Annotated in this window: 12 protein-coding genes, 4 tRNA genes and 6 rRNA genes; 4 read left to right on the forward strand and 18 right to left on the reverse strand. The window is 58.3% G+C overall.

Going from position 1 to position 26,001, the window contains the following annotated elements; genetic code table 11:
• Positions 1–18: 18 nt before the first annotated feature.
• The 12 genes from VITFI_RS02915 to ptsP all read right to left on the reverse strand — a co-directional run bounded on the left by VITFI_RS02915 (position 19) and on the right by ptsP (position 14,731).
• Positions 19–912, reverse strand: coding sequence for an amino acid ABC transporter substrate-binding protein (locus VITFI_RS02915; RefSeq protein WP_089415741.1), 894 nt, complete (start codon positions 910–912; stop codon positions 19–21).
• Positions 913–1,219: 307 nt separating this feature from the next.
• Positions 1,220–1,333, reverse strand: a 5S ribosomal RNA gene (rrf, locus tag VITFI_RS02920).
• 244 nt (positions 1,334–1,577) lie between these two features.
• Positions 1,578–4,460: ribosomal RNA gene (locus VITFI_RS02925) — 23S ribosomal RNA — on the reverse strand.
• Between the two features lie 446 nt (positions 4,461–4,906).
• Positions 4,907–4,982: transfer RNA gene (locus tag VITFI_RS02930), tRNA-Ala, on the reverse strand.
• A gap of 79 nt (positions 4,983–5,061) precedes the next feature.
• Positions 5,062–5,138: transfer RNA gene (locus VITFI_RS02935), tRNA-Ile, on the reverse strand.
• Between the two features lie 119 nt (positions 5,139–5,257).
• A 16S ribosomal RNA gene (locus tag VITFI_RS02940) occupies positions 5,258–6,789 on the reverse strand.
• A 284-nt stretch (positions 6,790–7,073) separates the two neighbouring features.
• Positions 7,074–7,187 (reverse strand): 5S ribosomal RNA (gene rrf, locus VITFI_RS02945).
• A 238-nt stretch (positions 7,188–7,425) separates the two neighbouring features.
• A 23S ribosomal RNA gene (locus VITFI_RS02950) occupies positions 7,426–10,301 on the reverse strand.
• Between the two features lie 446 nt (positions 10,302–10,747).
• Positions 10,748–10,823 (reverse strand) — tRNA-Ala (locus VITFI_RS02955).
• Between the two features lie 79 nt (positions 10,824–10,902).
• A tRNA-Ile gene (locus VITFI_RS02960) sits at positions 10,903–10,979 on the reverse strand.
• A gap of 119 nt (positions 10,980–11,098) precedes the next feature.
• Positions 11,099–12,627, reverse strand: a 16S ribosomal RNA gene (locus tag VITFI_RS02965).
• The 16S, 23S and 5S rRNA genes sit together here with 4 tRNA genes alongside, the layout of an rRNA operon.
• A gap of 331 nt (positions 12,628–12,958) precedes the next feature.
• Positions 12,959–14,731: a phosphoenolpyruvate--protein phosphotransferase gene (gene ptsP, locus VITFI_RS02970; protein WP_089415742.1), complete on the reverse strand. Its 1,773-nt coding sequence runs from the start codon at positions 14,729–14,731 to the stop codon at positions 12,959–12,961.
• A 164-nt stretch (positions 14,732–14,895) separates the two neighbouring features.
• Between ptsP and VITFI_RS02975 the strand changes: the two genes are divergently transcribed.
• Complete coding sequence (locus VITFI_RS02975; RefSeq protein WP_089415743.1) at positions 14,896–15,717, forward strand: GNAT family N-acetyltransferase; 822 nt, start codon at positions 14,896–14,898, stop codon at positions 15,715–15,717.
• A gap of 9 nt (positions 15,718–15,726) precedes the next feature.
• On the opposite strand, the gene VITFI_RS02980 is transcribed toward VITFI_RS02975, so the two are convergent.
• Positions 15,727–15,996 (reverse strand): HPr family phosphocarrier protein, encoded by a 270-nt coding sequence (locus VITFI_RS02980; protein ID WP_089415744.1) that lies wholly within the window; start codon positions 15,994–15,996, stop codon positions 15,727–15,729.
• Entirely contained in the window at positions 15,965–16,417 is a 453-nt protein-coding gene (locus tag VITFI_RS02985) for a PTS sugar transporter subunit IIA (protein WP_089415745.1), read from the reverse strand. The genes VITFI_RS02980 and VITFI_RS02985 overlap by 32 nt, the downstream gene beginning before the upstream one ends.
• A 67-nt stretch (positions 16,418–16,484) precedes the next feature.
• Between VITFI_RS02985 and VITFI_RS02990 the strand changes: the two genes are divergently transcribed.
• Genes VITFI_RS02990 through VITFI_RS03000 form a run of 3 tightly spaced genes read left to right on the forward strand, consistent with a single transcriptional unit; the run spans position 16,485 to position 21,649 of the window.
• Entirely contained in the window at positions 16,485–17,198 is a 714-nt protein-coding gene (locus VITFI_RS02990; RefSeq protein WP_089415746.1) for an alpha/beta fold hydrolase, read from the forward strand.
• Positions 17,199–17,226: 28 nt separating this feature from the next.
• A complete protein-coding gene (locus VITFI_RS02995) occupies positions 17,227–17,727 on the forward strand; it encodes a TlpA disulfide reductase family protein (protein ID WP_089415747.1) in 501 nt (166 codons plus the stop codon).
• A 22-nt stretch (positions 17,728–17,749) separates the two neighbouring features.
• On the forward strand, positions 17,750–21,649 hold the full coding sequence (locus VITFI_RS03000; protein WP_089415748.1) for a non-ribosomal peptide synthetase: 3,900 nt from the start codon (positions 17,750–17,752) through the stop codon (positions 21,647–21,649).
• Between the two features lie 20 nt (positions 21,650–21,669).
• On the opposite strand, the gene VITFI_RS03005 is transcribed toward VITFI_RS03000, so the two are convergent.
• The 4 genes from VITFI_RS03005 to tkt form a co-directional block, all read right to left on the reverse strand.
• Complete coding sequence (locus VITFI_RS03005; RefSeq protein WP_232476657.1) at positions 21,670–21,990, reverse strand: c-type cytochrome; 321 nt, start codon at positions 21,988–21,990, stop codon at positions 21,670–21,672.
• 117 nt (positions 21,991–22,107) lie between these two features.
• Positions 22,108–23,160 carry a class II fructose-bisphosphate aldolase gene (gene fba, locus VITFI_RS03010; RefSeq protein WP_089415749.1) on the reverse strand — a complete coding sequence of 351 codons (1,053 nt, stop codon included), beginning with the start codon at positions 23,158–23,160 and terminating at the stop codon, positions 22,108–22,110.
• A gap of 84 nt (positions 23,161–23,244) precedes the next feature.
• Positions 23,245–23,955: a phosphoglycolate phosphatase gene (gene gph / locus VITFI_RS03015; RefSeq protein ID WP_089415750.1), complete on the reverse strand. Its 711-nt coding sequence runs from the start codon at positions 23,953–23,955 to the stop codon at positions 23,245–23,247.
• A 15-nt stretch (positions 23,956–23,970) separates the two neighbouring features.
• Positions 23,971–26,001, reverse strand: coding sequence for a transketolase (gene tkt / locus VITFI_RS03020; protein ID WP_089415751.1), 2,031 nt, complete (start codon positions 25,999–26,001; stop codon positions 23,971–23,973).

Raw genomic sequence — 26,001 nt, forward strand, 5'->3', positions numbered from 1 at the left:
TGGCCGGGCGTGGCACGATCAAAATGGCACCATGTCGCTAGGGTGTTTCCAAAACTCGCGCAGCATGGCTGGCATTGGCCATGCCAAACTGACGTGCCCTGGCAATTTGGGCTGGGTGAACCACTGGTGATACAGCGCGTGCGCTTCGCGAGTGCGAATTAATTGCTTCATGGCCTCATCAACGAGCTTTTTGAATTCTGGATCATCCTTGGGCAACATGATGGCCAAGGGTTCCACCGTCAATGGCTTGCCGACCACTTTGAGCTGGCTCGGATCAGGACGCGTAGCTAACAAAGCTTGCAGCACGATGTCGTCCATGATGAAACCATCGGCTTCTTTTTTCTCCACCATCTCAACACCCTTCGGATCGTCCACCACTTCAAGGATGTTGATGCGCAAAGCCTGTTGCTGATTGGCCTGCTTGGCACGCGCCAGACCTGTGGTGTTGCGGGTACCGACCAAGCGCTTTCCAGAAAAATCAAACATATCCTGGGCCGTACTGTCCGCACGCACCAAAATTCGCGCCGATGCAATGTAATGGGGCACAGTGAACGCGACCAACTGACGCCGTTCAGGCGTATTGGTGGTAGAACCGCACTCCAAATCAGCTTGATGGGAACGGATGGTTTCGATGCGTGTAGTGCTATTGACCAGCTTATAGCGAACAGGTAGCTGTTTGAGCCCCAACTGCTGACGCACGATCTCAGCGACTTTCATGCACAAGTCCACCGCATACCCGACGGGCTGTTTGCTCTCATCCACGAAAGAAAATGGCAGCGACGCCTCTCGATGCGCCAAGATCAGAGCTTCCCCTTTGAGCAGTTTCTCAGTCACGGGGCCGGCCTGCGCCGGCGTGGCCAAGGCCCAAAAAAGGGAGCCCGCAAAAGCGGCAAAGAGAGCACATTTGTTCATGGCGGATGGCGAAAGCAAATGAAACGGTATGAGAAGGTGTACAGATCAGCTCCGACAGACGGAACGCCGTCTCTGCTGCACACTTGAAACCATGCAATTGGTGTACCCGGCTTTCAAGTACCGCATTCACAGTGGATTGACAGCGCAATCGCCCCCACGCTGAACGCTCCACCGACAGACAATGCGTTGTGTAAGACGGAAACCCGCGTGTTTTACGGCACAGCATGGCCTAGCATCATGACAAGCGCACGACGCACCAAAGCAAAAAACCCGATAGCCTTTAAAGCTACCGGGTTTTGAAGAATGAGCCTGACGATGTCCTACTTTCACACGGGAGAACCGCACTATCATCGGCGCTAAGGCGTTTCACTGTCCTGTTCGGGATGGGAAGGAGTGGGACCACCTTGCTATGGTCATCAGGCTTTGACTGGCTCGGACGGGTTTGTTTTTTGAACAACCCCGCCCTAAATTCAAAGCGTCGAATCAGCGTTTATTTTAATAGATGATCACGATTACCAAACAGCTGAACGCAAAGACGTTTTTGGCAAACGACTGACTTCAACTTCACATCATCAATCAACTTGATCACACGATAAGCATTTGAACTGTGCTTCAAAAATCAACTTTTGGGAGTTAATTCTTAAAGCAACGAGCTTCAAAGTTATAGGGTCAAGCCGCACGGGCAATTAGTACTGGTTAGCTTAACGCATTACTGCGCTTCCACACCCAGCCTATCAACGTCGTGGTCTACAACGACCCTTTAGCAGGCTCAAGGCCTGGGCAAGACTCATCTTGAGACGAGTTTCCCGCTTAGATGCTTTCAGCGGTTATCTCTTCCGCACTTAGCTACTCGGCAATGCCATTGGCATGACAACCGATACACCAGCGGTGCGTCCACTCCGGTCCTCTCGTACTAGGAGCAGGCTCTCTCAATCTTGCAGCGCCCACGGAAGATAGGGACCAAACTGTCTCAACGACGTTTTAAAACCCAGCTCACGTACCTCTTTAAATGGCGAACAGCCATACCCTTGGGACCGGCTACAGCCCCAGGATGAGATGAGCCGACATCGAGGTGCCAAACACCGCCGTCGATATGAACTCTTGGGCGGTATCAGCCTGTTATCCCCAGAGTACCTTTTATCCGTTGAGCGATGGCCCTTCCATACAGAACCACCGGATCACTTAGTCCTACTTTCGTACCTGCTCGACTTGTCAGTCTCGCAGTCAAGCACGCTTATGCCTATGCACTATCAGCACGATTTCCGACCGTGCCTAGCGTACCTTCGAACTCCTCCGTTACACTTTGGGAGGAGACCGCCCCAGTCAAACTGCCCACCATACACTGTCCCCAATCCCGATAAGGGACCAAGGTTAGAACCTTCAAACACCACCAGGGTGGTATTTTCAACGTTGGCTCCATGAGAACTAGCGTCCTCACTTCAAAGCCTCCCACCTATCCTACACAGATCTGTTCAAAGTCCAATGTAAAGCTACAGTAAAGGTTCATGGGGTCTTTCCGTCTTTCCGCGGGGAGATTGCATCATCACAAACATTTCAACTTCGCTGAGTCTCTGGAGGAGACAGTGTGGCCATCGTTACGCCATTCGTGCAGGTCGGAACTTACCCCGACAAGGAATTTCGCTACCTTAGGACCGTTATAGTTACGGCCGCCGTTTACTGGGACTTCGATCAAGAGCTTGCACCCCATCAATTAATCTTCCAGCACCGGGCAGGCGTCACACCCTATACGTCGACTTTCGTCTTTGCAGAGTGCTGTGTTTTTAGTAAACAGTCGCAGCCACCGATTCTCTGCGGCCTCGTTTAGCTCCCCAAGCAAATGGTTCACTGACTAAAGGCACACCTTCTTCCGAAGTTACGGTGTCAATTTGCCGAGTTCCTTCTCCCAGAGTTCTCTCAAGCGCCTGAGAATACTCATCACGCGCACCAGTGTCGGTTTGCGGTACGGTCAATCTATGGCTGAAGCTTAGTGGCTTTTCCTGGAAGCTGGGTATCACTCACTTCGCAAGCATGCTTGCTCGTTATCACCCCTCATCTCAGCTCGGCGGATTTGCCTACCGAGCACGACTACAGGCTTGAACCGGGACATCCAACACCCGGCTGAGCTAACCTTCTTCGTCCCCACATCGCACCATAGATCGGTACAGGAATATTGACCTGTTTCCCATCAGCTACGCATCTCTGCCTCGCCTTAGGGGCCGACTCACTCTACGCCGATGAACGTTGCGTAGAAAACCTTGCGCTTACGGCGAGGGGGCTTTTCACCCCCTTTAACGCTACTCATGTCAGCATTCGCACTTCTGATACCTCCAGCATCCCTCACGAGACACCTTCACTGGCTTACAGAACGCTCTCCTACCACGTGTCTTACGACACATCCGCAGCTTCGGTAACTGGCTTGAGCCCCGTTACATCTTCCGCGCAGGACGACTCGATCAGTGAGCTATTACGCTTTCTTTAAATGGTGGCTGCTTCTAAGCCAACATCCTGACTGTTTTAGCCTTCCCACTTCGTTTCCCACTTAGCCAATTTTGGGGACCTTAGCTGGCGGTCTGGGTTGTTTCCCTCTTGAGTCCGGACGTTAGCACCCGGTGCTCTGTCTCCCAAGCTGTACTCATCGGTATTCGGAGTTTGCCAAGGTTTGGTAAGTCGCCATGACCCCCTAGCCTAAACAGTGCTCTACCCCCGACGGTAATACTTGAGGCACTACCTAAATAGTTTTCGGAGAGAACCAGCTATCTCCAGGTTTGTTTAGCCTTTCACCCCTATCCACAGCTCATCCGCTAGTTTTGCAACACTAGTCGGTTCGGACCTCCAGTGCGTGTTACCGCACCTTCATCCTGGCCATGGATAGATCACCTGGTTTCGGGTCTACACCCAGCGACTCGAACGCCCTATTCGGACTCGGTTTCCCTTCGCCTACCCTACTCGGTTAAGCTTGCCACTGAATGTAAGTCGCTGACCCATTATACAAAAGGTACGCCGTCACCCTTAGGCTCCGACTTTTTGTATGCATGCGGTTTCAGGATCTATTTCACTCCCCTCCCGGGGTTCTTTTCGCCTTTCCCTCACGGTACTTGTTCACTATCGGTCGATTACGAGTATTTAGCCTTGGAGGATGGTCCCCCCATGTTCAGACAGGATTCCACGTGTCCCGCCCTACTTGTCGTGCACTTAGTTCCACCACCCACTTTTCTCATACGGGGCTATCACCCACTATGGCCAGCCTTTCCAGACTGTTTTGATAAGTCGATGGCTAAAGAGCACAGGCTCCTCCGATTTCGCTCGCCACTACTTTCGGAATCTCGGTTGATGTCTGTTCCTCCGGCTACTGAGATGTTTCAGTTCACCGGGTTCGCCTTGCACGCCTATGTATTCAGCATGCAATACCCTTGCGGGTGGGTTTCCCCATTCGGAAATCTCCGGATCAAAGCTTATTTGCCAGCTCCCCGAAGCTTATCGCAGGCTACCACGTCCTTCATCGCCTGTAATCGCCAAGGCATCCACCACATGCACTTAGTCACTTGACCCTATAACTTTGACGCCAATTGCTCAGACTGTCAAAGCTTCGGTATTCCAAGGACTGAATCAGTGAGTATTTACGCGTTTGCCGTCTTCACATCCTCTTTGTAAGCTTCGCTTGCGCAAAACCCAAAGTAATCTGTCTGGTGACGCAATCATCTATTGTCATCGCACAAGTGCTTTGCAGCAGCTTTGCGACAACGCTGATTCGACTCTTTGAATTGTTAAAGAACATCCACAAGGGCTTAGCCTTGCAAGCCAAAAAGCTCGTGAACCTAAATCCCGAACACTTTGGCTTGCGGCCAACTCACCTCAAACAACGAACCGTTGCATCAGCGAGAACCATCGATTCTACACTGTAAACGCAAAAGTGCGCAAGCTCTTGAGCTCACGCACTCGGTACATCTACAGTAAACAACACAAAAGCAACCTGATCATCAACAACCGACTGATTTGGTGGAGGATGACGGGATCGAACCGACGACCCCCTGCTTGCAAAGCAGGTGCTCTCCCAGCTGAGCTAATCCCCCATACACCTCTAACCGCTACCGACTTGAGACTTTTCCTTTCAAACAAAGAAGAAGTACCAACCCGCTAACCAGTGCAAAGTGGTGGGTCTGGTTGGATTCGAACCAACGACCCCCGCCTTATCAAGACGGTGCTCTAACCGACTGAGCTACAGACCCGCATTTCGGTTTTAATCAAAATCGCGGCTGCTCTTAAAAGCTTGCTCTTTTGTGCTGTCTTAGACGTTTTTCACAGCCGATAAGTGTGAGTGCTTGAAGCGCTGAAGTGATTTTTCCAGAAAGGAGGTGATCCAGCCGCACCTTCCGATACGGCTACCTTGTTACGACTTCACCCCAGTCACGAACCCTGCCGTGGTAATCGCCCTCCTTGCGGTTAGGCTAACTACTTCTGGCAGAACCCGCTCCCATGGTGTGACGGGCGGTGTGTACAAGACCCGGGAACGTATTCACCGCGACATGCTGATCCGCGATTACTAGCGATTCCGACTTCACGCAGTCGAGTTGCAGACTGCGATCCGGACTACGACCGGGTTTCTGGGATTGGCTCCAGCTCGCGCTTTGGCAGCCCTCTGTCCCGGCCATTGTATGACGTGTGTAGCCCTACCCATAAGGGCCATGAGGACCTGACGTCATCCCCACCTTCCTCCGGTTTGTCACCGGCAGTCTCATTAGAGTGCCCTTTCGTAGCAACTAATGACAAGGGTTGCGCTCGTTGCGGGACTTAACCCAACATCTCACGACACGAGCTGACGACGGCCATGCAGCACCTGTGTGCAGGTTCTCTTTCGAGCACTCTCACATCTCTGCAAGATTCCTGCCATGTCAAGGGTAGGTAAGGTTTTTCGCGTTGCATCGAATTAAACCACATCATCCACCGCTTGTGCGGGTCCCCGTCAATTCCTTTGAGTTTCAACCTTGCGGCCGTACTCCCCAGGCGGTCAACTTCACGCGTTAGCTTCGTTACTGAGAAGAAACCCTCCCAACAACCAGTTGACATCGTTTAGGGCGTGGACTACCAGGGGTATCTAATCCTGTTTGCTCCCCACGCTTTCGTGCATGAGCGTCAGTGCAGGCCCAGGGGATTGCCTTCGCCATCGGTGTTCCTCCGCATATCTACGCATTTCACTGCTACACGCGGAATTCCATCCCCCTCTGCCGCACTCAAGCTTTGCAGTCACAAAGGCAGTTCCCAGGTTGAGCCCGGGGATTTCACCTCTGTCTTACAAAAACCGCCCTGCGCACGCTTTACGCCCAGTAATTCCGATTAACGCTTGCACCCTACGTATTACCGCGGCTGCTGGCACGTAGTTAGCCGGTGCTTATTCTTCAGGTACCGTCATCCCCCCGAGGTATTAACCCAAGGGATTTCTTCCCTGACAAAAGCAGTTTACAACCCGAAGGCCTTCTTCCTGCACGCGGCATGGCTGGATCAGACTTGCGTCCATTGTCCAAAATTCCCCACTGCTGCCTCCCGTAGGAGTCTGGGCCGTGTCTCAGTCCCAGTGTGGCTGGTCGTCCTCTCAGACCAGCTACAGATCGTCGGCTTGGTAGGCCTTTACCCCACCAACTACCTAATCTGACATCGGCCGCTCCAATTGCGCGAGGCTCTTGCGAGTCCCCCGCTTTCACCCTCAGGTCGTATGCGGTATTAGCACTTCTTTCGAAGTGTTATCCCCCACAACTGGGCACGTTCCGATGCATTACTCACCCGTTCGCCACTCTCAAGGGGTTGCCCCCTCTACCGTTCGACTTGCATGTGTAAGGCATGCCGCCAGCGTTCAATCTGAGCCAGGATCAAACTCTTGAGTTCGATCTTGTTTTGCTCAAAGAATTGAAGTGAACTCTTCACTTCCATGAGCATTTAAAAGTCTTGCGACTTGCATTTGACTCCCAAGGAAGCCAAACACTTCTGTCACTCGCCTTCAAACACCCACGCTTATCGGCTGTTACTTGTTAAAGAGCACTTGGCGCGCCACAAATTTCTTTGTTTTGCATCCGATCAACTTATCGCTGAAGCATAGGATCATAACACAAAATCTATGCTTCAGAGATAAAAACGCCCGGAATAACCGGGCGTTTTACTCGGAATAACCAGCCTGACGATGTCCTACTTTCACACGGGAGAACCGCACTATCATCGGCGCTAAGGCGTTTCACTGTCCTGTTCGGGATGGGAAGGAGTGGGACCACCTTGCTATGGTCATCAGGCTTTGACTGGCTCAGGCGTTTTGAATGAACAAAGCGCCTTTAATTCAAAGCTTCGAATCAGCGGTATTTTCACAATAGATGATTACTGTACCAAACAGTTGAATGCAAAGACGTTTTTGGCAAACGACTGACTTCAACTTCACTGTATCAATCAACTTGGCCACACTATAAGCATTTGATCTGCGCCTAAAACCAACTCTTTTGAGTTAATTTCTAAAGCAACGAGCTTCAAAGTTATAGGGTCAAGCCGCACGGGCAATTAGTACTGGTTAGCTTAACGCATTACTGCGCTTCCACACCCAGCCTATCAACGTCGTGGTCTACAACGACCCTTTAGCAGGCTCAAGGCCTGGGCAAGACTCATCTTGAGACGAGTTTCCCGCTTAGATGCTTTCAGCGGTTATCTCTTCCGCACTTAGCTACTCGGCAATGCCATTGGCATGACAACCGATACACCAGCGGTGCGTCCACTCCGGTCCTCTCGTACTAGGAGCAGGCTCTCTCAATCTTGCAGCGCCCACGGAAGATAGGGACCAAACTGTCTCACGACGTTTTAAACCCAGCTCACGTACCTCTTTAAATGGCGAACAGCCATACCCTTGGGACCGGCTACAGCCCCAGGATGAGATGAGCCGACATCGAGGTGCCAAACACCGCCGTCGATATGAACTCTTGGGCGGTATCAGCCTGTTATCCCCAGAGTACCTTTTATCCGTTGAGCGATGGCCCTTCCATACAGAACCACCGGATCACTTAGTCCTACTTTCGTACCTGCTCGACTTGTCAGTCTCGCAGTCAAGCACGCTTATGCCTATGCACTATCAGCACGATTTCCGACCGTGCCTAGCGTACCTTCGAACTCCTCCGTTACACTTTGGGAGGAGACCGCCCCAGTCAAACTGCCCACCATACACTGTCCCCAATCCCGATAAGGGACCAAGGTTAGAACCTCAAACACACCAGGGTGGTATTTCAACGTTGGCTCCATGAGAACTAGCGTCCTCACTTCAAAGCCTCCCACCTATCCTACACAGATCTGTTCAAAGTCCAATGTAAAGCTACAGTAAAGGTTCATGGGGTCTTTCCGTCTTTCCGCGGGGAGATTGCATCATCACAAACATTTCAACTTCGCTGAGTCTCTGGAGGAGACAGTGTGGCCATCGTTACGCCATTCGTGCAGGTCGGAACTTACCCGACAAGGAATTTCGCTACCTTAGGACCGTTATAGTTACGGCCGCCGTTTACTGGGACTTCGATCAAGAGCTTGCACCCCATCAATTAATCTTCCAGCACCGGGCAGGCGTCACACCCTATACGTCGACTTTCGTCTTTGCAGAGTGCTGTGTTTTTAGTAAACAGTCGCAGCCACCGATTCTCTGCGGCCTCGTTTAGCTCCCCAAGCAAATGGTTCACTGACTAAAGGCACACCTTCTTCCGAAGTTACGGTGTCAATTTGCCGAGTTCCTTCTCCAGAGTTCTCTCAAGCGCCTGAGAATACTCATCACGCGCACCAGTGTCGGTTTGCGGTACGGTCAATCTATGGCTGAAGCTTAGTGGCTTTTCCTGGAAGCTGGGTATCACTCACTTCGCAAGCATGCTTGCTCGTTATCACCCCTCATCTCAGCTCGGCGGATTTGCCTACCGAGCACGACTACAGGCTTGAACCGGGACATCCAACACCCGGCTGAGCTAACCTTCTTCGTCCCCACATCGCACCATAGATCGGTACAGGAATATTGACCTGTTTCCCATCAGCTACGCATCTCTGCCTCGCCTTAGGGGCCGACTCACTCTACGCCGATGAACGTTGCGTAGAAAACCTTGCGCTTACGGCGAGGGGGCTTTTCACCCCCTTTAACGCTACTCATGTCAGCATTCGCACTTCTGATACCTCCAGCATCCCTCACGAGACACCTTCACTGGCTTACAGAACGCTCTCCTACCACGTGTCTTACGACACATCCGCAGCTTCGGTAACTGGCTTGAGCCCCGTTACATCTTCCGCGCAGGACGACTCGATCAGTGAGCTATTACGCTTTCTTTAAATGGTGGCTGCTTCTAAGCCAACATCCTGACTGTTTTAGCCTTCCCACTTCGTTTCCCACTTAGCCAATTTTGGGGACCTTAGCTGGCGGTCTGGGTTGTTTCCCTCTTGAGTCCGGACGTTAGCACCCGGTGCTCTGTCTCCCAAGCTGTACTCATCGGTATTCGGAGTTTGCCAAGGTTTGGTAAGTCGCCATGACCCCCTAGCCTAAACAGTGCTCTACCCCCGACGGTAATACTTGAGGCACTACCTAAATAGTTTTCGGAGAGAACCAGCTATCTCCAGGTTTGTTTAGCCTTTCACCCCTATCCACAGCTCATCCGCTAGTTTTGCAACACTAGTCGGTTCGGACCTCCAGTGCGTGTTACCGCACCTTCATCCTGGCCATGGATAGATCACCTGGTTTCGGGTCTACACCCAGCGACTCGAACGCCCTATTCGGACTCGGTTTCCCTTCGCCTACCCTACTCGGTTAAGCTTGCCACTGAATGTAAGTCGCTGACCCATTATACAAAAGGTACGCCGTCACCCTTAGGCTCCGACTTTTTGTATGCATGCGGTTTCAGGATCTATTTCACTCCCCTCCCGGGGTTCTTTTCGCCTTTCCCTCACGGTACTTGTTCACTATCGGTCGATTACGAGTATTTAGCCTTGGAGGATGGTCCCCCCATGTTCAGACAGGATTCCACGTGTCCCGCCCTACTTGTCGTGCACTTAGTTCCACCACCCACTTTTCTCATACGGGGCTATCACCCACTATGGCCAGCCTTTCCAGACTGTTTTGATAAGTCGATGGCTAAAGAGCACAGGCTCCTCCGATTTCGCTCGCCACTACTTTCGGAATCTCGGTTGATGTCTGTTCCTCCGGCTACTGAGATGTTTCAGTTCACCGGGTTCGCCTTGCACGCCTATGTATTCAGCATGCAATACCCTTGCGGGTGGGTTTCCCCATTCGGAAATCTCCGGATCAAAGCTTATTTGCCAGCTCCCCGAAGCTTATCGCAGGCTACCACGTCCTTCATCGCCTGTAATCGCCAAGGCATCCACCACATGCACTTAGTCACTTGACCCTATAACTTTGACGCCAATTGCTCAGACTGTCAAAGCTTCGGTATTCCAAGGACTGAATCAGTGAGTATTTACGCGTTTGCCGTCTTCACATCCTCTTTGTAAGCTTCGCTTGCGCAAAACCCAAAGTAATCTGTCTGGTGACGCAATCATCTATTGTCATCGCACAAGTGCTTTGCAGCAGCTTTGCGACAACGCTGATTCGACTCTTTGAATTGTTAAAGAACATCCACAAGGGCTTAGCCTTGCAAGCCAAAAAGCTCGTGAACCTAAATCCCGAACACTTTGGCTTGCGGCCAACTCACCTCAAACAACGAACCGTTGCATCAGCGAGAACCATCGATTCTACACTGTAAACGCAAAAGTGCGCAAGCTCTTGAGCTCACGCACTCGGTACATCTACAGTAAACAACACAAAAGCAACCTGATCATCAACAACCGACTGATTTGGTGGAGGATGACGGGATCGAACCGACGACCCCCTGCTTGCAAAGCAGGTGCTCTCCCAGCTGAGCTAATCCCCCATACACCTCTAACCGCTACCGACTTGAGACTTTTCCTTTCAAACAAAGAAGAAGTACCAACCCGCTAACCAGTGCAAAGTGGTGGGTCTGGTTGGATTCGAACCAACGACCCCCGCCTTATCAAGACGGTGCTCTAACCGACTGAGCTACAGACCCGCATTTCGGTTTTAATCAAAATCGCGGCTGCTCTTAAAAGCTTGCTCTTTTGTGCTGTCTTAGACGTTTTTCACAGCCGATAAGTGTGAGTGCTTGAAGCGCTGAAGTGATTTTTCCAGAAAGGAGGTGATCCAGCCGCACCTTCCGATACGGCTACCTTGTTACGACTTCACCCCAGTCACGAACCCTGCCGTGGTAATCGCCCTCCTTGCGGTTAGGCTAACTACTTCTGGCAGAACCCGCTCCCATGGTGTGACGGGCGGTGTGTACAAGACCCGGGAACGTATTCACCGCGACATGCTGATCCGCGATTACTAGCGATTCCGACTTCACGCAGTCGAGTTGCAGACTGCGATCCGGACTACGACCGGGTTTCTGGGATTGGCTCCAGCTCGCGCTTTGGCAGCCCTCTGTCCCGGCCATTGTATGACGTGTGTAGCCCTACCCATAAGGGCCATGAGGACCTGACGTCATCCCCACCTTCCTCCGGTTTGTCACCGGCAGTCTCATTAGAGTGCCCTTTCGTAGCAACTAATGACAAGGGTTGCGCTCGTTGCGGGACTTAACCCAACATCTCACGACACGAGCTGACGACGGCCATGCAGCACCTGTGTGCAGGTTCTCTTTCGAGCACTCTCACATCTCTGCAAGATTCCTGCCATGTCAAGGGTAGGTAAGGTTTTTCGCGTTGCATCGAATTAAACCACATCATCCACCGCTTGTGCGGGTCCCCGTCAATTCCTTTGAGTTTCAACCTTGCGGCCGTACTCCCCAGGCGGTCAACTTCACGCGTTAGCTTCGTTACTGAGAAGAAACCCTCCCAACAACCAGTTGACATCGTTTAGGGCGTGGACTACCAGGGTATCTAATCCTGTTTGCTCCCCACGCTTTCGTGCATGAGCGTCAGTGCAGGCCCAGGGGATTGCCTTCGCCATCGGTGTTCCTCCGCATATCTACGCATTTCACTGCTACACGCGGAATTCCATCCCCCTCTGCCGCACTCAAGCTTTGCAGTCACAAAGGCAGTTCCCAGGTTGAGCCCGGGGATTTCACCTCTGTCTTACAAAACCGCCTGCGCACGCTTTACGCCCAGTAATTCCGATTAACGCTTGCACCCTACGTATTACCGCGGCTGCTGGCACGTAGTTAGCCGGTGCTTATTCTTCAGGTACCGTCATCCCCCCGAGGTATTAACCCAAGGGATTTCTTCCCTGACAAAAGCAGTTTACAACCCGAAGGCCTTCTTCCTGCACGCGGCATGGCTGGATCAGACTTGCGTCCATTGTCCAAAATTCCCCACTGCTGCCTCCCGTAGGAGTCTGGGCCGTGTCTCAGTCCCAGTGTGGCTGGTCGTCCTCTCAGACCAGCTACAGATCGTCGGCTTGGTAGGCCTTTACCCCACCAACTACCTAATCTGACATCGGCCGCTCCAATTGCGCGAGGCTCTTGCGAGTCCCCCGCTTTCACCCTCAGGTCGTATGCGGTATTAGCACTTCTTTCGAAGTGTTATCCCCCACAACTGGGCACGTTCCGATGCATTACTCACCCGTTCGCCACTCTCAAGGGGTTGCCCCCTCTACCGTTCGACTTGCATGTGTAAGGCATGCCGCCAGCGTTCAATCTGAGCCAGGATCAAACTCTTGAGTTCGATCTTGTTTTGCTCAAAGAATTGAAGTGAACTCTTCACTTCCATGAGCATTTAAAGTCTTGCGACTTGCATTTGACTCCCAAGGAAGCCAAACACTTCTGTCACTCGCCTTCAAACACCCACGCTTATCGGCTGTTACTTGTTAAAGAGCGCGCTGATCTAATTCAGCAGAGAAGCGAGATTGTGATTTGTTTTTTCAAACTTGTCAACAACTTATTTGCTGCTCTTTTCGATCGCAACTTGAAACGACTTCTGCCGCCCCGGCGCTGCAACCGAGGGGCGAATTATGCATCAACATGAACTTCAATCGCAAGTCTTTTCGCAAAAAGACTCAATGCGTGAGACGCCGTGCCCGGCTTAGCCACGCCACACAGGCGTCTTGCGGTTCGTCAGATGCCAGAACGTGCTCGACCAGCCCCGCAAGCTGCCGCGCATCTGTGCGCAAAATGCGCTGTTTGATCGAGCTGATTTGGGCCGGGTGCATGGAGAAGCTGCGCAAACCCATCGCCAGCAACAACTCGGTAAAAGCCGGATCCCCCGCCATCTCTCCACAGACGGACACTGGCTTGCCCGCCGCGTTCGCCTGCGCAATGGTCTGCGCGACCAACTGCAACACGGCGGGATGCCATGCGTCATACAGGTGCGCCACTGCTTCATCGGCGCGATCGATCGCCAAGGTGTACTGAATCAGATCGTTCGTGCCAATCGACACAAAATCAAAGTGCCTAAGAAACAGCGGCAACATCAACGCCGCAGCCGGCACTTCGATCATGGCGCCCAATTCAACCTGCGCATAGGCATGTCCGGCTTCGTCAAGCTCACGGCATGCCTGCTCCAAGGCTTGCCTCACTTGCAAAATCTCACGCAGGTGCGCCACCATCGGAATCAGCAGCCGCACCTTGCCATGGGTGCTGGCACGCAAAATGGCCCGCAATTGTTCGCCAAACATCTCGGGCTCTGACAGGCTCCACCGAATCGCCCGCAAGCCCAGCGCCGGGTTGAGGGTGTGCTCGTGGCGCAGCTCGTGGGTCGACATGCGATCCAACGGCTTGTCGGCACCCACATCAATGGTGCGGATCGTCACCGGTAACCCGTTGAGGGCTTGAACTGCCGTTCGGTAACCTCGGAATTGCTCTTCCTCGTCCGGCAAACGCCCCCCCCGATTCATGAACATGAACTCGCTGCGGAACAGCCCCACGCCGACCGCCCCGGCCTCTAGCGCCACTTGCGCATCCGAGGGCAGCTCGATGTTGGCCAGCAGATCGATGTGCTGCCCATCCAGGGTGACGCACGGCGCGTGGCGCAACCGGTGCAACCGGGCGCGTTCCAACTCACTCTGACGCTGACGGAAGCGGTACTCCTCCAACACAATGGGCGGAGGATTCACGATCAGCACGCCGGCATCACCATCGATCACGACCCAATCGTCTTGGCGCACCAACCGACTGGCCTCGCGTGTACCGACCACCGCTGGAATGTCCATGCTGCGTGCAACGATGGCGGTGTGCGATGTCCGCCCACCCACGTCGGTCACAAAGCCGGTGAAGACGCTGCGCTTGAAATGCATCATGTCAGCAGGCGCGATGTCGCTGGCGATCAGCACCAGCGGATCTTCACGCGACGCGGCTTGCAGGCTGGCGTGGGCCGCGCCCATTACCCCCACGTCGTTGGACAAAGCGCGCAACATGCGCTCAACCACCTGCTCTAAATCGGCTTTGCGCTCGCGCAGGTACTCGTCTTCCATTTCGTCGAACTGGCGTGCCACGACTTCGAGCTGCGCCGTGATGGCCCACTCGGCGTTGTAGTGGCGCTCGACCACCCACTGCTTGACGGCCTCGATGAGCATCTCGTCGTGGAGCATCATCAAATGAACGTCGAGTAAGGCGACCAGCTCGGCATGTGCCTCTTCCGGCACGTCTTGCTTCAGGGCCATCAGCTCGGCGGCCACTTCGTCGCGGGCACAGCGCAGGCGATCCACCTCGCGCTCGGCTTGATGAGGTTCGATGAAGTAATGCGCCACGTCCACCCGGCTGGATGCGACCAGCACGGCGCGACCAATCGCCACGCCCCGCGAGACGGGCAAACCAAAAACTTGGATGCTCATGGCTGCAATGTAGCAGTCAGGATCAGGGGGCACGCCCAGGGAGAACCAGTCATTTCTGACAGGAGCGGGGGCATGTGCGTCATATAGAGGTCATTTCAACGTCACGCCGGGGTCACGACAGCCTCAGACCATCGGCTGCATGGCTTCTTCTTGGAGAGAGTGTGATGCGCGAGGCGCCATTTTTGTGGCCGGCAGGCTTGGCAAGGTCTGTCATCACTGCCGATGTGCGCCCAACCGCGCCGGCACCGCTGGCGTACGAGGCCCTTTGGGCACGGCATGACGAGGATGTGCGCGCCGCTCAACGGCTGCGCCATGCCGTTTTTGCCGATGAGATGGGTGCCCGGCTGCCCAGCTTGCCCAACGTCCCTGCGGGCCACGATGCCGATGTGTTCGACCCTTACTGCGAACATCTCTTGGTGCGCACGGTGGCCCACCACGACACGCCGGCTCAGGTGGTTGGCACCTACCGTGTGCTAACGCCCAGCGCCGCCCGCAGGGCAGGGGGTTACTACAGCGACACCGAGTTCGATTTGACTCGGCTGCGCGCCCTGCGCCCTCGCATGGCGGAACTGGGGCGATCGTGCGTTCATCCGGCACACCGCAGCGGAGCGGTGATTTTGACGCTGTGGACTGCGCTGGCGCGTTTCATGCACGACAACGGTTTGGACAGCGTCGTGGGCTGCGCCAGCGTCAGCATGTGCGACGGCGGACACTCAGCGGCCAGCTTGTGGCAGCGCTTGAGCCAAACCCACCTGGCCCCCATTGAGCATCAAGTGCGTCCGCGCTTGCCCTTGCCGATCGAGGCTTTGAACCAAACGTTGGTGGTCGAGCCCCCTGCGCTGATCAAAGGGTACTTGCGCTGCGGCGCCAAAGTGCTGGGCGCCCCGGCTTGGGATCCTGATTTTCACACCGCCGATTTGCCGATGCTGCTGCGCATGGGCGATATGCCCACGCGCTATCGGCGCCACTTTCTCAACGAGGTGTGAGCCCGTCGCTCACTGGCCCTCGCCGAACTTGTCGTTGATAAGCTCGGTGATGGCCTCGGTGGCATGTTCTTCGTCCACGCCATCGGTTTCCAGCTCAACCGTGCTGCCCAAACCCGCCGCCAGCATCATGACGCCCATGATGCTTTTGGCGTTGACGCGCCGACTGTTACGGGTCAGGAACACTTCACACTTGAAACGGCCCGCCAGTTTGGTGAGTTTGGCTGAGGCACGGGCGTGCAATCCAAGCTTATTGCTGATGGTGAGCGTGGTTTTGATCATGGCGTCGAGTGGTCTGTGTTTGATTTTGCGGGCGCAGCACGGGCACCTGGATCACCCCCAAGTTGCCGCCAGAAACGGCTCGGTTGACCAGCGCCTCCAGTGATTCATCGGCGTAGCACAGCGTGCGCCACAGCATGGGCACATTGACGCCAGCAATCAGCCGTACCGACAGCCCATCGGCTACGCGTTGCGCTCCATTGCAGGGGGTGGCGCCAAACACGTCGGTGAAGATCAGCGTTGAAGGCTCGGCTCCAGCGGCCAGCAGCCCGTTGATGCGAGTCTCAACCTCCTCTGCCGACCAATCCGGCAAAACGTCCAGCGCCTGGACACGGGTGGCACATTCGGCCGGATAAACGTGCGCCGCCGCCGCCTTGAGGGCAGAGGCCAAGGGCACATGGGCAACGATCAGCAAAGCAGGCATGGGCGGATTATCGGCACAGCCACGCCACAATCTCATGACGCAGTGGACAAGAAACCAAGGAGCGCACATGGCGGACTTCGTTTTGGTGCACGGGGCCTGGCATGGGGCCTGGTGCTGGCAACGCATCGTGCCGGGGCTGTGGCAAGCGGGGCATCGGGCCTTCACCCTGGATCTGACAGGGTTGGGTGCCCGTGCCCATGAGACACGCCCCGATGTATCGGTGCAAGATCATGTGACCGATGTGGTGGCGCTGCTCGAAGCCGAGGAACTGAACCGGGTGATCTTGGTCGGACACAGCTATGGCGGTCTGATCATCACTGGCGTGGCGGCGCGTTGTGCGCAGCGCCTGGCGCATTTGGTGTACTTGGACGCTGTCGTGCCTCGTCCGGGCGAAAGCTGGTCGAGCACCCATGCCCCGGCTGTGCAGGCCGCTCGCCGCGAGCAAATCGCCCGCAGCGGCATGATCGAACCGGCTGATCCGACCGTCCTCGGTCTGCTGGGGGCCGATCATGCGTGGGTGCGCCGCCGCCAAGTGCCCCAACCCGGACGGCTGTACGACGACCCGCTGTCTTTTGACCCCGCAGCGTTCGCACACGTGCCGCGCACCTTCATCGACTTCACCCAACCCGCGCTCGGCACCATCGAAGCCAGCCGTCAACGGGTGCGGCGTGAACCGGGCTGGAACGTCGAGGCCATCGCCACGGGACACGACGGCATGATCAGCAACGCCCCAGCCACTTTGGCCGCGTTGCTGCGCTGCGCGCAGCGCACCGCCACCTGACGCCCCCCCTCATTTGCAGGAGTTTGAGATGAATCGCCGCCAACATCTGGCCCTCACCGCAGGTTTGTGGCTGCCCCCGCTGGCCGCGTCCTTGAGTGCATGCGGATCCCAGGACACGGCCCCCGACCTGCCTTACACCTTACTCAATGGGCAAAGCCGCCGCATCGGTGCCCACCAGGGACGGGTGCTGCTGGTCAATTTTTGGGCCACCAGTTGCAGCACCTGCGTACGCGAAATGCCACATCTGGTCAGCACTTACCAAAAATACCAATCCCGGGGCTACGACACCCTGGCCGTCGCCATGAGCTACGATCCCCCGGACTATGTGTCCAACTTCGCTCAGACACGCCAGTTGCCCTTCGCCGTTGCCTTGGATCGGGATGCATCACTGGCCCGAGGCTTTGGGGACATCCGTCTCACCCCCACGTCGATCCTGATCGACAAGCGTGGCCGCATCGTCAAGCGCTACGTTGGGGAGCCGGACTTCACCGCCTTGCACACCTTGATCGAAGAGCTGCTCGCCGCTTGAGGCTTCACCCGCGCTTGTTTGCATGTCCTTGTCCACGCCTTGTTTTGACCTTTTCCCCCTGAGCGCTGGACAGCGCATGCTCTGGTGGTTCGATCGGCAGTGTCCCGACAGCACGGCCATGCAGGTCGTGTCGATCCAGACACTGCACCATGCCGTGGGCTGCGCTGGGCTGCGTGCCGCCTTGGAGGCGGTCGTCAACGCCCACCCGGTGCTGCGTGGGCACATGCACCTGCCCGAAGGTGCCTTGGTGCCGATGTGGCACACGGTTCCCGCTTCGGGGTTTGTCCTGCCCTTCCAAGAACTGCCTCCCATGCCGCCTGAGCAGGCGGTGGCAGCACTGACCTCCTTGGCGTGGGCTCCCTTCGATCTGTTGCGTGGCCCCCTGATCCGCGCTGCCGCCGCGCCCGATGCACAGATCCCGGGCCGCCTGCTGTTCATGCTCAGCCTGCATCACAGCGTGGCCGATGGCGAGAGCATCCTGCACGTCCTGCGGGCCCTGGCCGACCATTTGGCAGGCCGGCCACGGCGCCCCGCTCGCCCGTTTTGCGAATGGGTGTTGTCCGAGCAGCAGCGCTGGCAACCGGGTGGCCCAGACCGTGAACGCGCACTGGCCCATTGGCAACAGCGCCTGACCGGCGTGCCGACACGAAAAGCATGGCCATGGAGCCCCCCCCATGGTGCCCAAGGGGACGCCCAGCCTCGCACACGCAGCCTGGCGTGGCGCTTGGATGACACACGCTGGCAAGCCCTGCGGCAACTGGCTCGACACGTCGAAGCCTCGGATTTTTGTTTGGTGGCCACGCTGGCGGCTTGGTCGATGTACCGCATCCACATGCAGCCGGACGTGGTGTTGGCCTACCCGGTCAGTCAACGCCGCCAGCGAGCGTGGGCGCGCAGCGTGGGTCATCTGGTCAACCTGGCCCTGCTGCGCTTGGATTTCGCGCCTCACCAAAGTTTTATGGATGTGCTGCGTCAGGCCCAACAACGTCTGAATGAGGACTTGCCCTTCGCCGACTTGCCAATGGAGGTGCTGATCGAAGCGCTTCAGCCCATGCGTGAGCCTGGGCGCATTCCTTGGGCCAGCCTGCTGTTGGCGCCCAATCGACGCACCCGCGAAGCCGGCATCCTGCCCGACAGCCACGCTTGGCCCCTGCCGCCACTGGACACCCAAGAGCACTTGCAATGGGTTTGGAGCGCCGATGCTGGACACTGCGCCGGCAGCTTGAATTACGCCACGGCCCATGTGCCTGCCCCACTGGCACAGGGCTTGCTCGACCACTGGCTCGACGCCGCCCACCGACTCCCCGAAACGGCCCACCAGCCGCTGGGCGATTGGTTTCGCACTCACCGGTTGACCCCGCAAGAGCACGCCCGCTTGGCCGCGTGGAATGCCACAACCCAGCCTTTGCCTGCACCGGACACGTCACTGGCCCACGCTTTTGCCGCCCAGGCCGCCCGCACGCCTCAGGCGATCGCCCTGCAAATGGCTGGGCACGCTTGGTGTTACGCCGATCTGGCAGCGCGGGTCGAAACTTTGGCATCCCATGTCGCCCATGCCATGGAGCGGCACCGGATGCCCCCAGGTCACCCGGTGGGGCTGTTGATCGCCCGATCCAGCCACGCCATCGTGGCCTTGCTGGCGATTTTGCGGGCAGGTGGCGCTTACTTGCCGCTCTCACCCGACGATCCACCTGAACGGTTACAACGCCTGGTGCAACTCGGTGGCGTGTCCTTGGTGCTGAGCCTGCGCGCCCATGGCGCCGCACAAGCACTGGAAGGCCAATCGCTGGAAGTGCTGCACCTGGATGCCTTGCCCAGTCCAACCCCACCGGCCTGCCCCCCACCCAGCCCGGTCAGTTCAGCGCAGGCAGCGTATGTGCTTTTCACCTCTGGCTCCACTGGCACCCCCAAGGCCGTGGCTGTGGGTCACCGCCAAGTGCTGCGGCTGGTACATGGGCTGGCCCCGGTGCATCTTGGCCCGGAGGAACGGATGCTGCACGCTGCTCCCTTGGGGTTCGACGCCAGTACGTTCGAGATCTGGGGCGCTTTGCTGCACGGTGCCACGTTGGTGATCGCACCGGCGGGCCCCATCGATCCAGCGGCGTTGGCCCACTGCATTGCGCACGAGCGCATCACCACCCTCTGGCTCACCGCTGCCCTGTTTGAGCAGTTCACCCGCCAGCATCTGGCCAGTTTGGTCGGAGTGCGCCAACTGTTGGCGGGCGGTGACGTCCTGTCACCCGCCGGCGTTCGGCGGGTACAACAGGCACACCCGCAGGTGCGACTGTTCAATGGGTACGGCCCCACCGAAACCACCACCTTCGCCACCCTGCACCCCATCACCCTGGCCGACACCGCTGGGGGCCAGCCCTTGCCCATTGGCCGCCCGATCGGCAATACCACGCTCCATGTGCTGGATGAGGCCCTGCGCCCGGTTCCCCCGGGCCATGTGGGTGAGATCTGCATTGCTGGGGACGGTGTGGCGCTCGGGTATGTCGGTGATGCGACCTTGAGTGCAGCACATTTCATCCCCGATCCCGCCCGCCCAGATGCTCGCATGTACCGCAGCGGTGACTTGGGTGCTTGGCGTCCCGACGGCGTTTTGGAGTTTTTCGGACGGCGTGACGCCCAAGTCAAAATTCGCGGCCACCGGGTGGAACTGGCCGAGATCGAAGCCACCCTGCAAAGCTTGGACGGCGTGCTCAACGCAGCGGTGCTGGCACAAGCCGCTGCGCAAGGCCCGCAGTTGGTGGCCTGTGTGCGCCCCCATCCTGGCCGAACCCTGCAACCCCATCGCTTGGCCAGCGAAGCGGCACAACGGCTGCCCAGCTACATGCTGCCCAGGCGCTGGGTGTCGGTGCCCGATTGGCCGCTCGATGCCAACGGCAAACTCCATCGCCGTGCGTTGCTGCACTGGATCGAAGCATCCGCCGCGCCGACCCACACGATGCCCTGGGCCTCCGAGACCGCTGCGGCGTTGTGCGCGCACTTGCAGCGACTCTGGGCGCAAATGTTGGAGTTGCCCAGTTGTTCTGCCGACGACCATTTCATGGAACTGGGTGGCAGCTCCCTGGGGGTAGCGCGGCTGTGCGCAGCGCTCCAGCCGCATGTGCAGCGTCCTGTGCCCATGGCCGAGGTCTACCGCCACCCAACGCCCGCCGACCTGACTCGCTGGCTCTTGACATCGGCCACCGCCCCCACAGGGCGGCTGCGCTCGCCCTTGGCGTGCTTGCAAATCGGGGAATCACCCCACGTCCCTTTGGTCTTGATCCATGGCATCGACGGGGGCAGCCAAATTTTCACGCATCTGGTGAAACAGTTCCCCTCCAGCCGTCCGGTGTACGCCCTGCAAGGGCCGCAACCGGTGTCGCCGGAGCAACTGGCACAACTGTTTCCCTCACTGGAAGCCATGGCGCTGTTTTATGCCCAGGCGATTCAACGCGAGAGCCGCCTTCACACAGCCGCCAGCGTGGTGCTGGGCGGTTTTTCTGCGGGTGTCGCCCTGCTGCTACCGTTGCGTGATGCGCTGCGACAACTGGGCCGGCGCGTGTCGGGCTTGGTGGTACTGGACGCCCCAGTGCCCAACCAAGCCACGCCACGGGAAGAATTGGAGACATGGATGCAGCCTCGCCACGGCGAAGGTAACCCCACGTCCAGCGTGCGCCACGCGCTCGACTTCCGCCGTGTGTTCGCACATTGTTTGATGCAACCGCACCTGCATCCAGCGGTGGATGAGACACCTCTGCTGGCCGTGCTGGTGGGGCGCCGCGCTGAACAAAAGCGAGCGGATTGGCAGCGCTGGTGGCCCGCGCCAGCCTTACGCTGGCGGTTGCTGCCACAGCGACAGCATCACAATTTCTTGCTGCCGCCATCGGATGCCCAGGTAGCTGAAGCCATCGAACACTGGTGGTCGAAGGCCTGAACAACGCTCGCAGCCGCCGATCACTTAGCGCCGGACAGGATCCAAGCCGCCAGCGTTTTCACGTCGGCGTCACTCAGTTGCGCCTGTGCGGGCATGGGCACTGCGCCCCACTTGCCCGAACCACCAGCGCGGATGCTGGCCTCGACCTTCGCCTGGGCATCAGCTTGGCCGGCGTACTTTTTGGCCACGTCTTGGTAGGCCGGGCCCACCACTTTCTTATCCACCCCATGGCAGGCCATGCAGGCGTTCTTCTGGGCCAGCGCCAGATTGGCTTGGGCGAGCATCGGCGCCGCCAGCATGGCGGCAACGGCAGCGGTACGCAACATCAACGCAGTCATCATGTGTCTCCTGGAAACAGGTCATGGGAAAAGGAACGCAAATATAACCATTTGCTTATTTTTAAAAGGCCAGTGTGTTCATTACACGCCACACCCGATGCCAAGTTTGGGAGGCCATCCTCAGGCGTGGTGGCTTGAGGCATAGCACGGGATCATGGCTTCCAAAGGCAGTGGCCGGATGCGGCTGGCCTGGCCTGCACAACCAAACGCCTCAAACCGCGCTTGGCAAATGGCTTGTGCTGCCTTGGTGGCGGCAGTCAGCGCCTTACGTGGATCAAACTCGGCGGGTTGGGTGGCCATGAGCTGGCGCATGGCACCGAACATCGCCAAGCGGATGTCGGTATCGATGTTGACTTTGCGCACCCCGCTGGCAATGCCACGCACGATCTCTTCGACGGGCACGCCATAGGTTTCTTTCAGATCGCCGCCGTACTGGCGAATGATGGCCAGCCACTCCTGCGGCACGCTGCTGGAACCGTGCATCACCAAATGGGTGTTGGGCACGGCCGCCTGGATTTGCCCAATGCGGTCGATGGCCAGCACCTCACCGGTGGGCGGACGGGTGAACTTGTAGGCGCCGTGACTGGTGCCAATCGCAATGGCCAGTGCATCCACGCCGGTGCGGGCCACAAAATCGCGGGCCTCGTTCGGATCGGTGAGCATCTGCGCGTGGCTGAGTTTGCCGACGGCGCCCACGCCGTCTTCCTCGCCTGCGTCGCCGGTTTCCAGCGAACCCAGGCAGCCCAGCTCACCCTCCACACTCACACCCACGGCGTGGGCCAGCTTGCACACCTCGGCGGTGACGGCTACGTTGTAGTCGTAGCTGGCCGGCGTCTTGGCATCGGCCAGCAGCGAGCCGTCCATCATCACGCTGGAGAACCCCGAGCGAATGGCCTGGATGCACACCGCCGGCGAGGCGCCATGATCCTGGTGCAAACACACCGGAATGTCCGGGTGGGTTTCGATGGCGGCCAGCACCATGTGGCGCAGATAAGCCTCCCCGGCATATTGGCGCGCTCCGGCGCTGGCTTGCAGGATGACCGGGCTGTCGCTGGCCTGGGCCGCCCGCATGATGGCGTGGATCTGCTCCAAGTTGTTGACGTTGAAGGCCGGGACACCGTAGCCATGTTCGGCGGCGTGATCCAACAGTTGGCGCAAGGCAATCAGGGCCATCGGTTTGTCTCCCAAAACAAAAATCAAAAAAGAGAGCCCACCTGCCGGGGAGCAGACCCCCCTGCCACCGGCAGGCAGGCTCTGTCAAACCACCGGGCAGGTAGCGACGTGAACCCGGTGGCCAGCCAAAACGTGGGCCGCAACAGCAGGCAAACTCTCGAACAACCGATCGGGCTGCGCCAGCGTCACCGGTTCGCCACCGTTGTAGCCCCAAGGTACCGCCCAAGCAGCCACCCCGGCGGCGCGGGCGGTTTGCACGTCCACCGCTGAATCGCCCACATGCGCAGCTTGGTAGGGTTCACCACCCAGGCGCTGGATGAGGTGGCGCAAAGGTTGTGGACTGGGTTTTCGCTGCGGCAAGCTGTCGCCGCCGACCAGCAAAGCCAGGGCCTGGCTCAGCCCTGCCGCTTCCAGCACGCGCCGTGCAAAACGTTCTTCTTTGTTGGTCAGGCAGGCCACGCGCACACCGTGTTCGTTCAGTTGAGCCAACGTCGCCAAGGCGCCGGGGTAAGGGCGGACGCAGGTGCCCGCACAGTCGGCGTAGTGGTGCTCCAAACGCGCCAACACCTGCTCCACTCGCACACGCTCGACCCAGGATGGCTGTTCGAGGAACAACTCTGCCAGCAGCCGCAGCATCATTTGCCGCGCCCCGTGGCCGATGCAGCGCTCAATGCGGGCCAGCGGCTGCGGCGGCAAACCGACATCTGCTAAAGCTCGGTTGGCGGACAGGGCGATTTCTTCGGCGGTGTCCACCAAAGTACCGTCCAAATCGAAAGAAAGAACCCGGTAGTGCATGGCGACTCCTTGGGCTCAGGCGCAGGCCAACACGTGCTGCACCTTGGCAGCGAGGTTTTCAGGCGTGAAGCCGAAATCCCGCAGCAACTGCGGCCCCGGTGCCGACGCGCCGAAGTCATCCAGCCCCAACACGTTGGCGCAGCCGTAGGCGTACCAGAGTCGGGTGGCACCGGCCTCCACCGCCACACGCGGCAGGCCAGCGGGCAGCACATGGCGGCGCCAGGCGGCGTCTTGCCGATCAAACACCGTGGTGCTGGGCATGGACACCACCCGCACCGGCACGCCCGCTGCGTCCAGCAAGGCTTGTGCGGCCAGGGCCAGCGCCACTTCCGAGCCGGTGGCGATGAGCACGGCCTGTGCGTCCTCACGCTCGCTCAGCACATAAGCGCCCCGGCGGATGTCGGCCACCTGTTGGGCATCACGCGCCTGCGGTGCCAGGTTTTGGCGGCTCAACAGCAGCACGGTGGGACGCTGGCGTTCTTCCAACGCGCTGGCCCAGGCTGCAAAGGTTTCGGTCTCATCACATGGCCGCCACACGTCCAGATGCGGGATGAGGCGCAAGCTGGCGGCATGCTCCACCGGTTGGTGCGTCGGGCCGTCTTCACCCAGGGCGATGGAGTCGTGCGTCAGCACATGGATGACTTGGCGGCGCATCAGCGCGGCCATGCGAATGGCGTTGCGGCTGTAATCGCTGAAGGTCATGAAAGTGCCGCCAAACGGGATGAACCCACCGTGCAGCGCGATGCCGTTCATGATCGCCGCCATACCGAACTCACGCACCCCGTAGTGGATGTGGCGCCCGCCAGGCTGCCCGGCACGCACTGTGCCGCAGCCCGGCCAATCGGTGAGGTTGGAGGCGGTGAGATCGGCTGAACCTCCGAGCAGCTCGGGGCATTGCGGCGCCAGCGCGGCAAGCGCCAACTGCGAGGCTTTGCGGCTGGCTACGCTGGATTGCCGCACCTGGGCCAGTGCGGTTTGCCATTCCATTTCTGCGACAAACCCCTCGGGAAGTTCACCGGCCATGCGGCGGGCCAGCTCGGCAGCCAGCGCGGGGTGGGCGACAGCGTAGGCGTTCCAGCACGCTTGCCAAGCCTCTTCAGCGGCTTGGCCGGCTGGACGAGCGTCCCAGGTTTGGGCCACGTCGGCGGGCACTTCAAACGGCGCGGCTGTCCAGCCCAGGGCGGCGCGGGTCGCGGCAATCTCAGCCGCCCCCAGCGGTTCGCCGTGCGCCTTGGCCGTGCCTTCTCGCGCCGGTGAACCCTTGCCAATGGTGGTGCGGCAGATGATGAGCACCGGCTGCGCCGTTTGCGAACGCGCTTGGGTGAGGGCCGCATCCAGCGCCGCCCCATCGTGGCCATCCACCGGGCCGATCACCTGCCAGCCGCAGGCTTCAAAGCGCATCGCGGTGTTGTCGGCAAACCAGCCTTGCACGGCACCGTCGATGCTGATGCCGTTGTCGTCATACAACGCCACCAGCTTGCCCAGGCCCAGCGTCCCCGCCAGCGAGATTGCCTCTTGGCTGATGCCTTCCATCAAACAGCCATCGCCCAGGAAGACGTAGGTGCGGTGGTCGATGACGCTGTGGCCGTCGCGGTTGAATTCATCGGCCAGCAGCTTTTCGGCCAGCGCCATGCCCACCGCGTTGGTCAGGCCCTGACCCAGCGGGCCGGTGGTGGTTTCCACGCCGGGGGTGTGATCCACCTCCGGGTGACCAGGGGTGAGGCTGCCGCGCTGGCGAAAGCGCTTCAGCTCGGCCATCGGCAGGTCGTAGCCGGTGAGGTGCAGCAGCGCGTACAGCAGCATGCTGGCGTGGCCGTTGGACAGCACGAAACGGTCTCGATCCCACCAGCGCGGGTTGGCCGGGTTGTGCTTCAAGTGACGGTGCCACAGCGCCACCGCCATCTCGGCCATGCCCATCGGTGCGCCGGGATGGCCGGAGTTCGCTTGCTGCACGGCATCCATCGCCAGGGCACGCAGGGCGTTGGCCAGGATGTTGCGCTGGCCGTTGTCATCGCGGATCACGCGGTCATTGGAGTTCGAAGCCAT

It is taken from the genome of Vitreoscilla filiformis, from assembly GCF_002222655.1.
Taxonomy (GTDB): Bacteria; Pseudomonadota; Gammaproteobacteria; order Burkholderiales; family Burkholderiaceae_C; genus Ideonella; species Ideonella filiformis.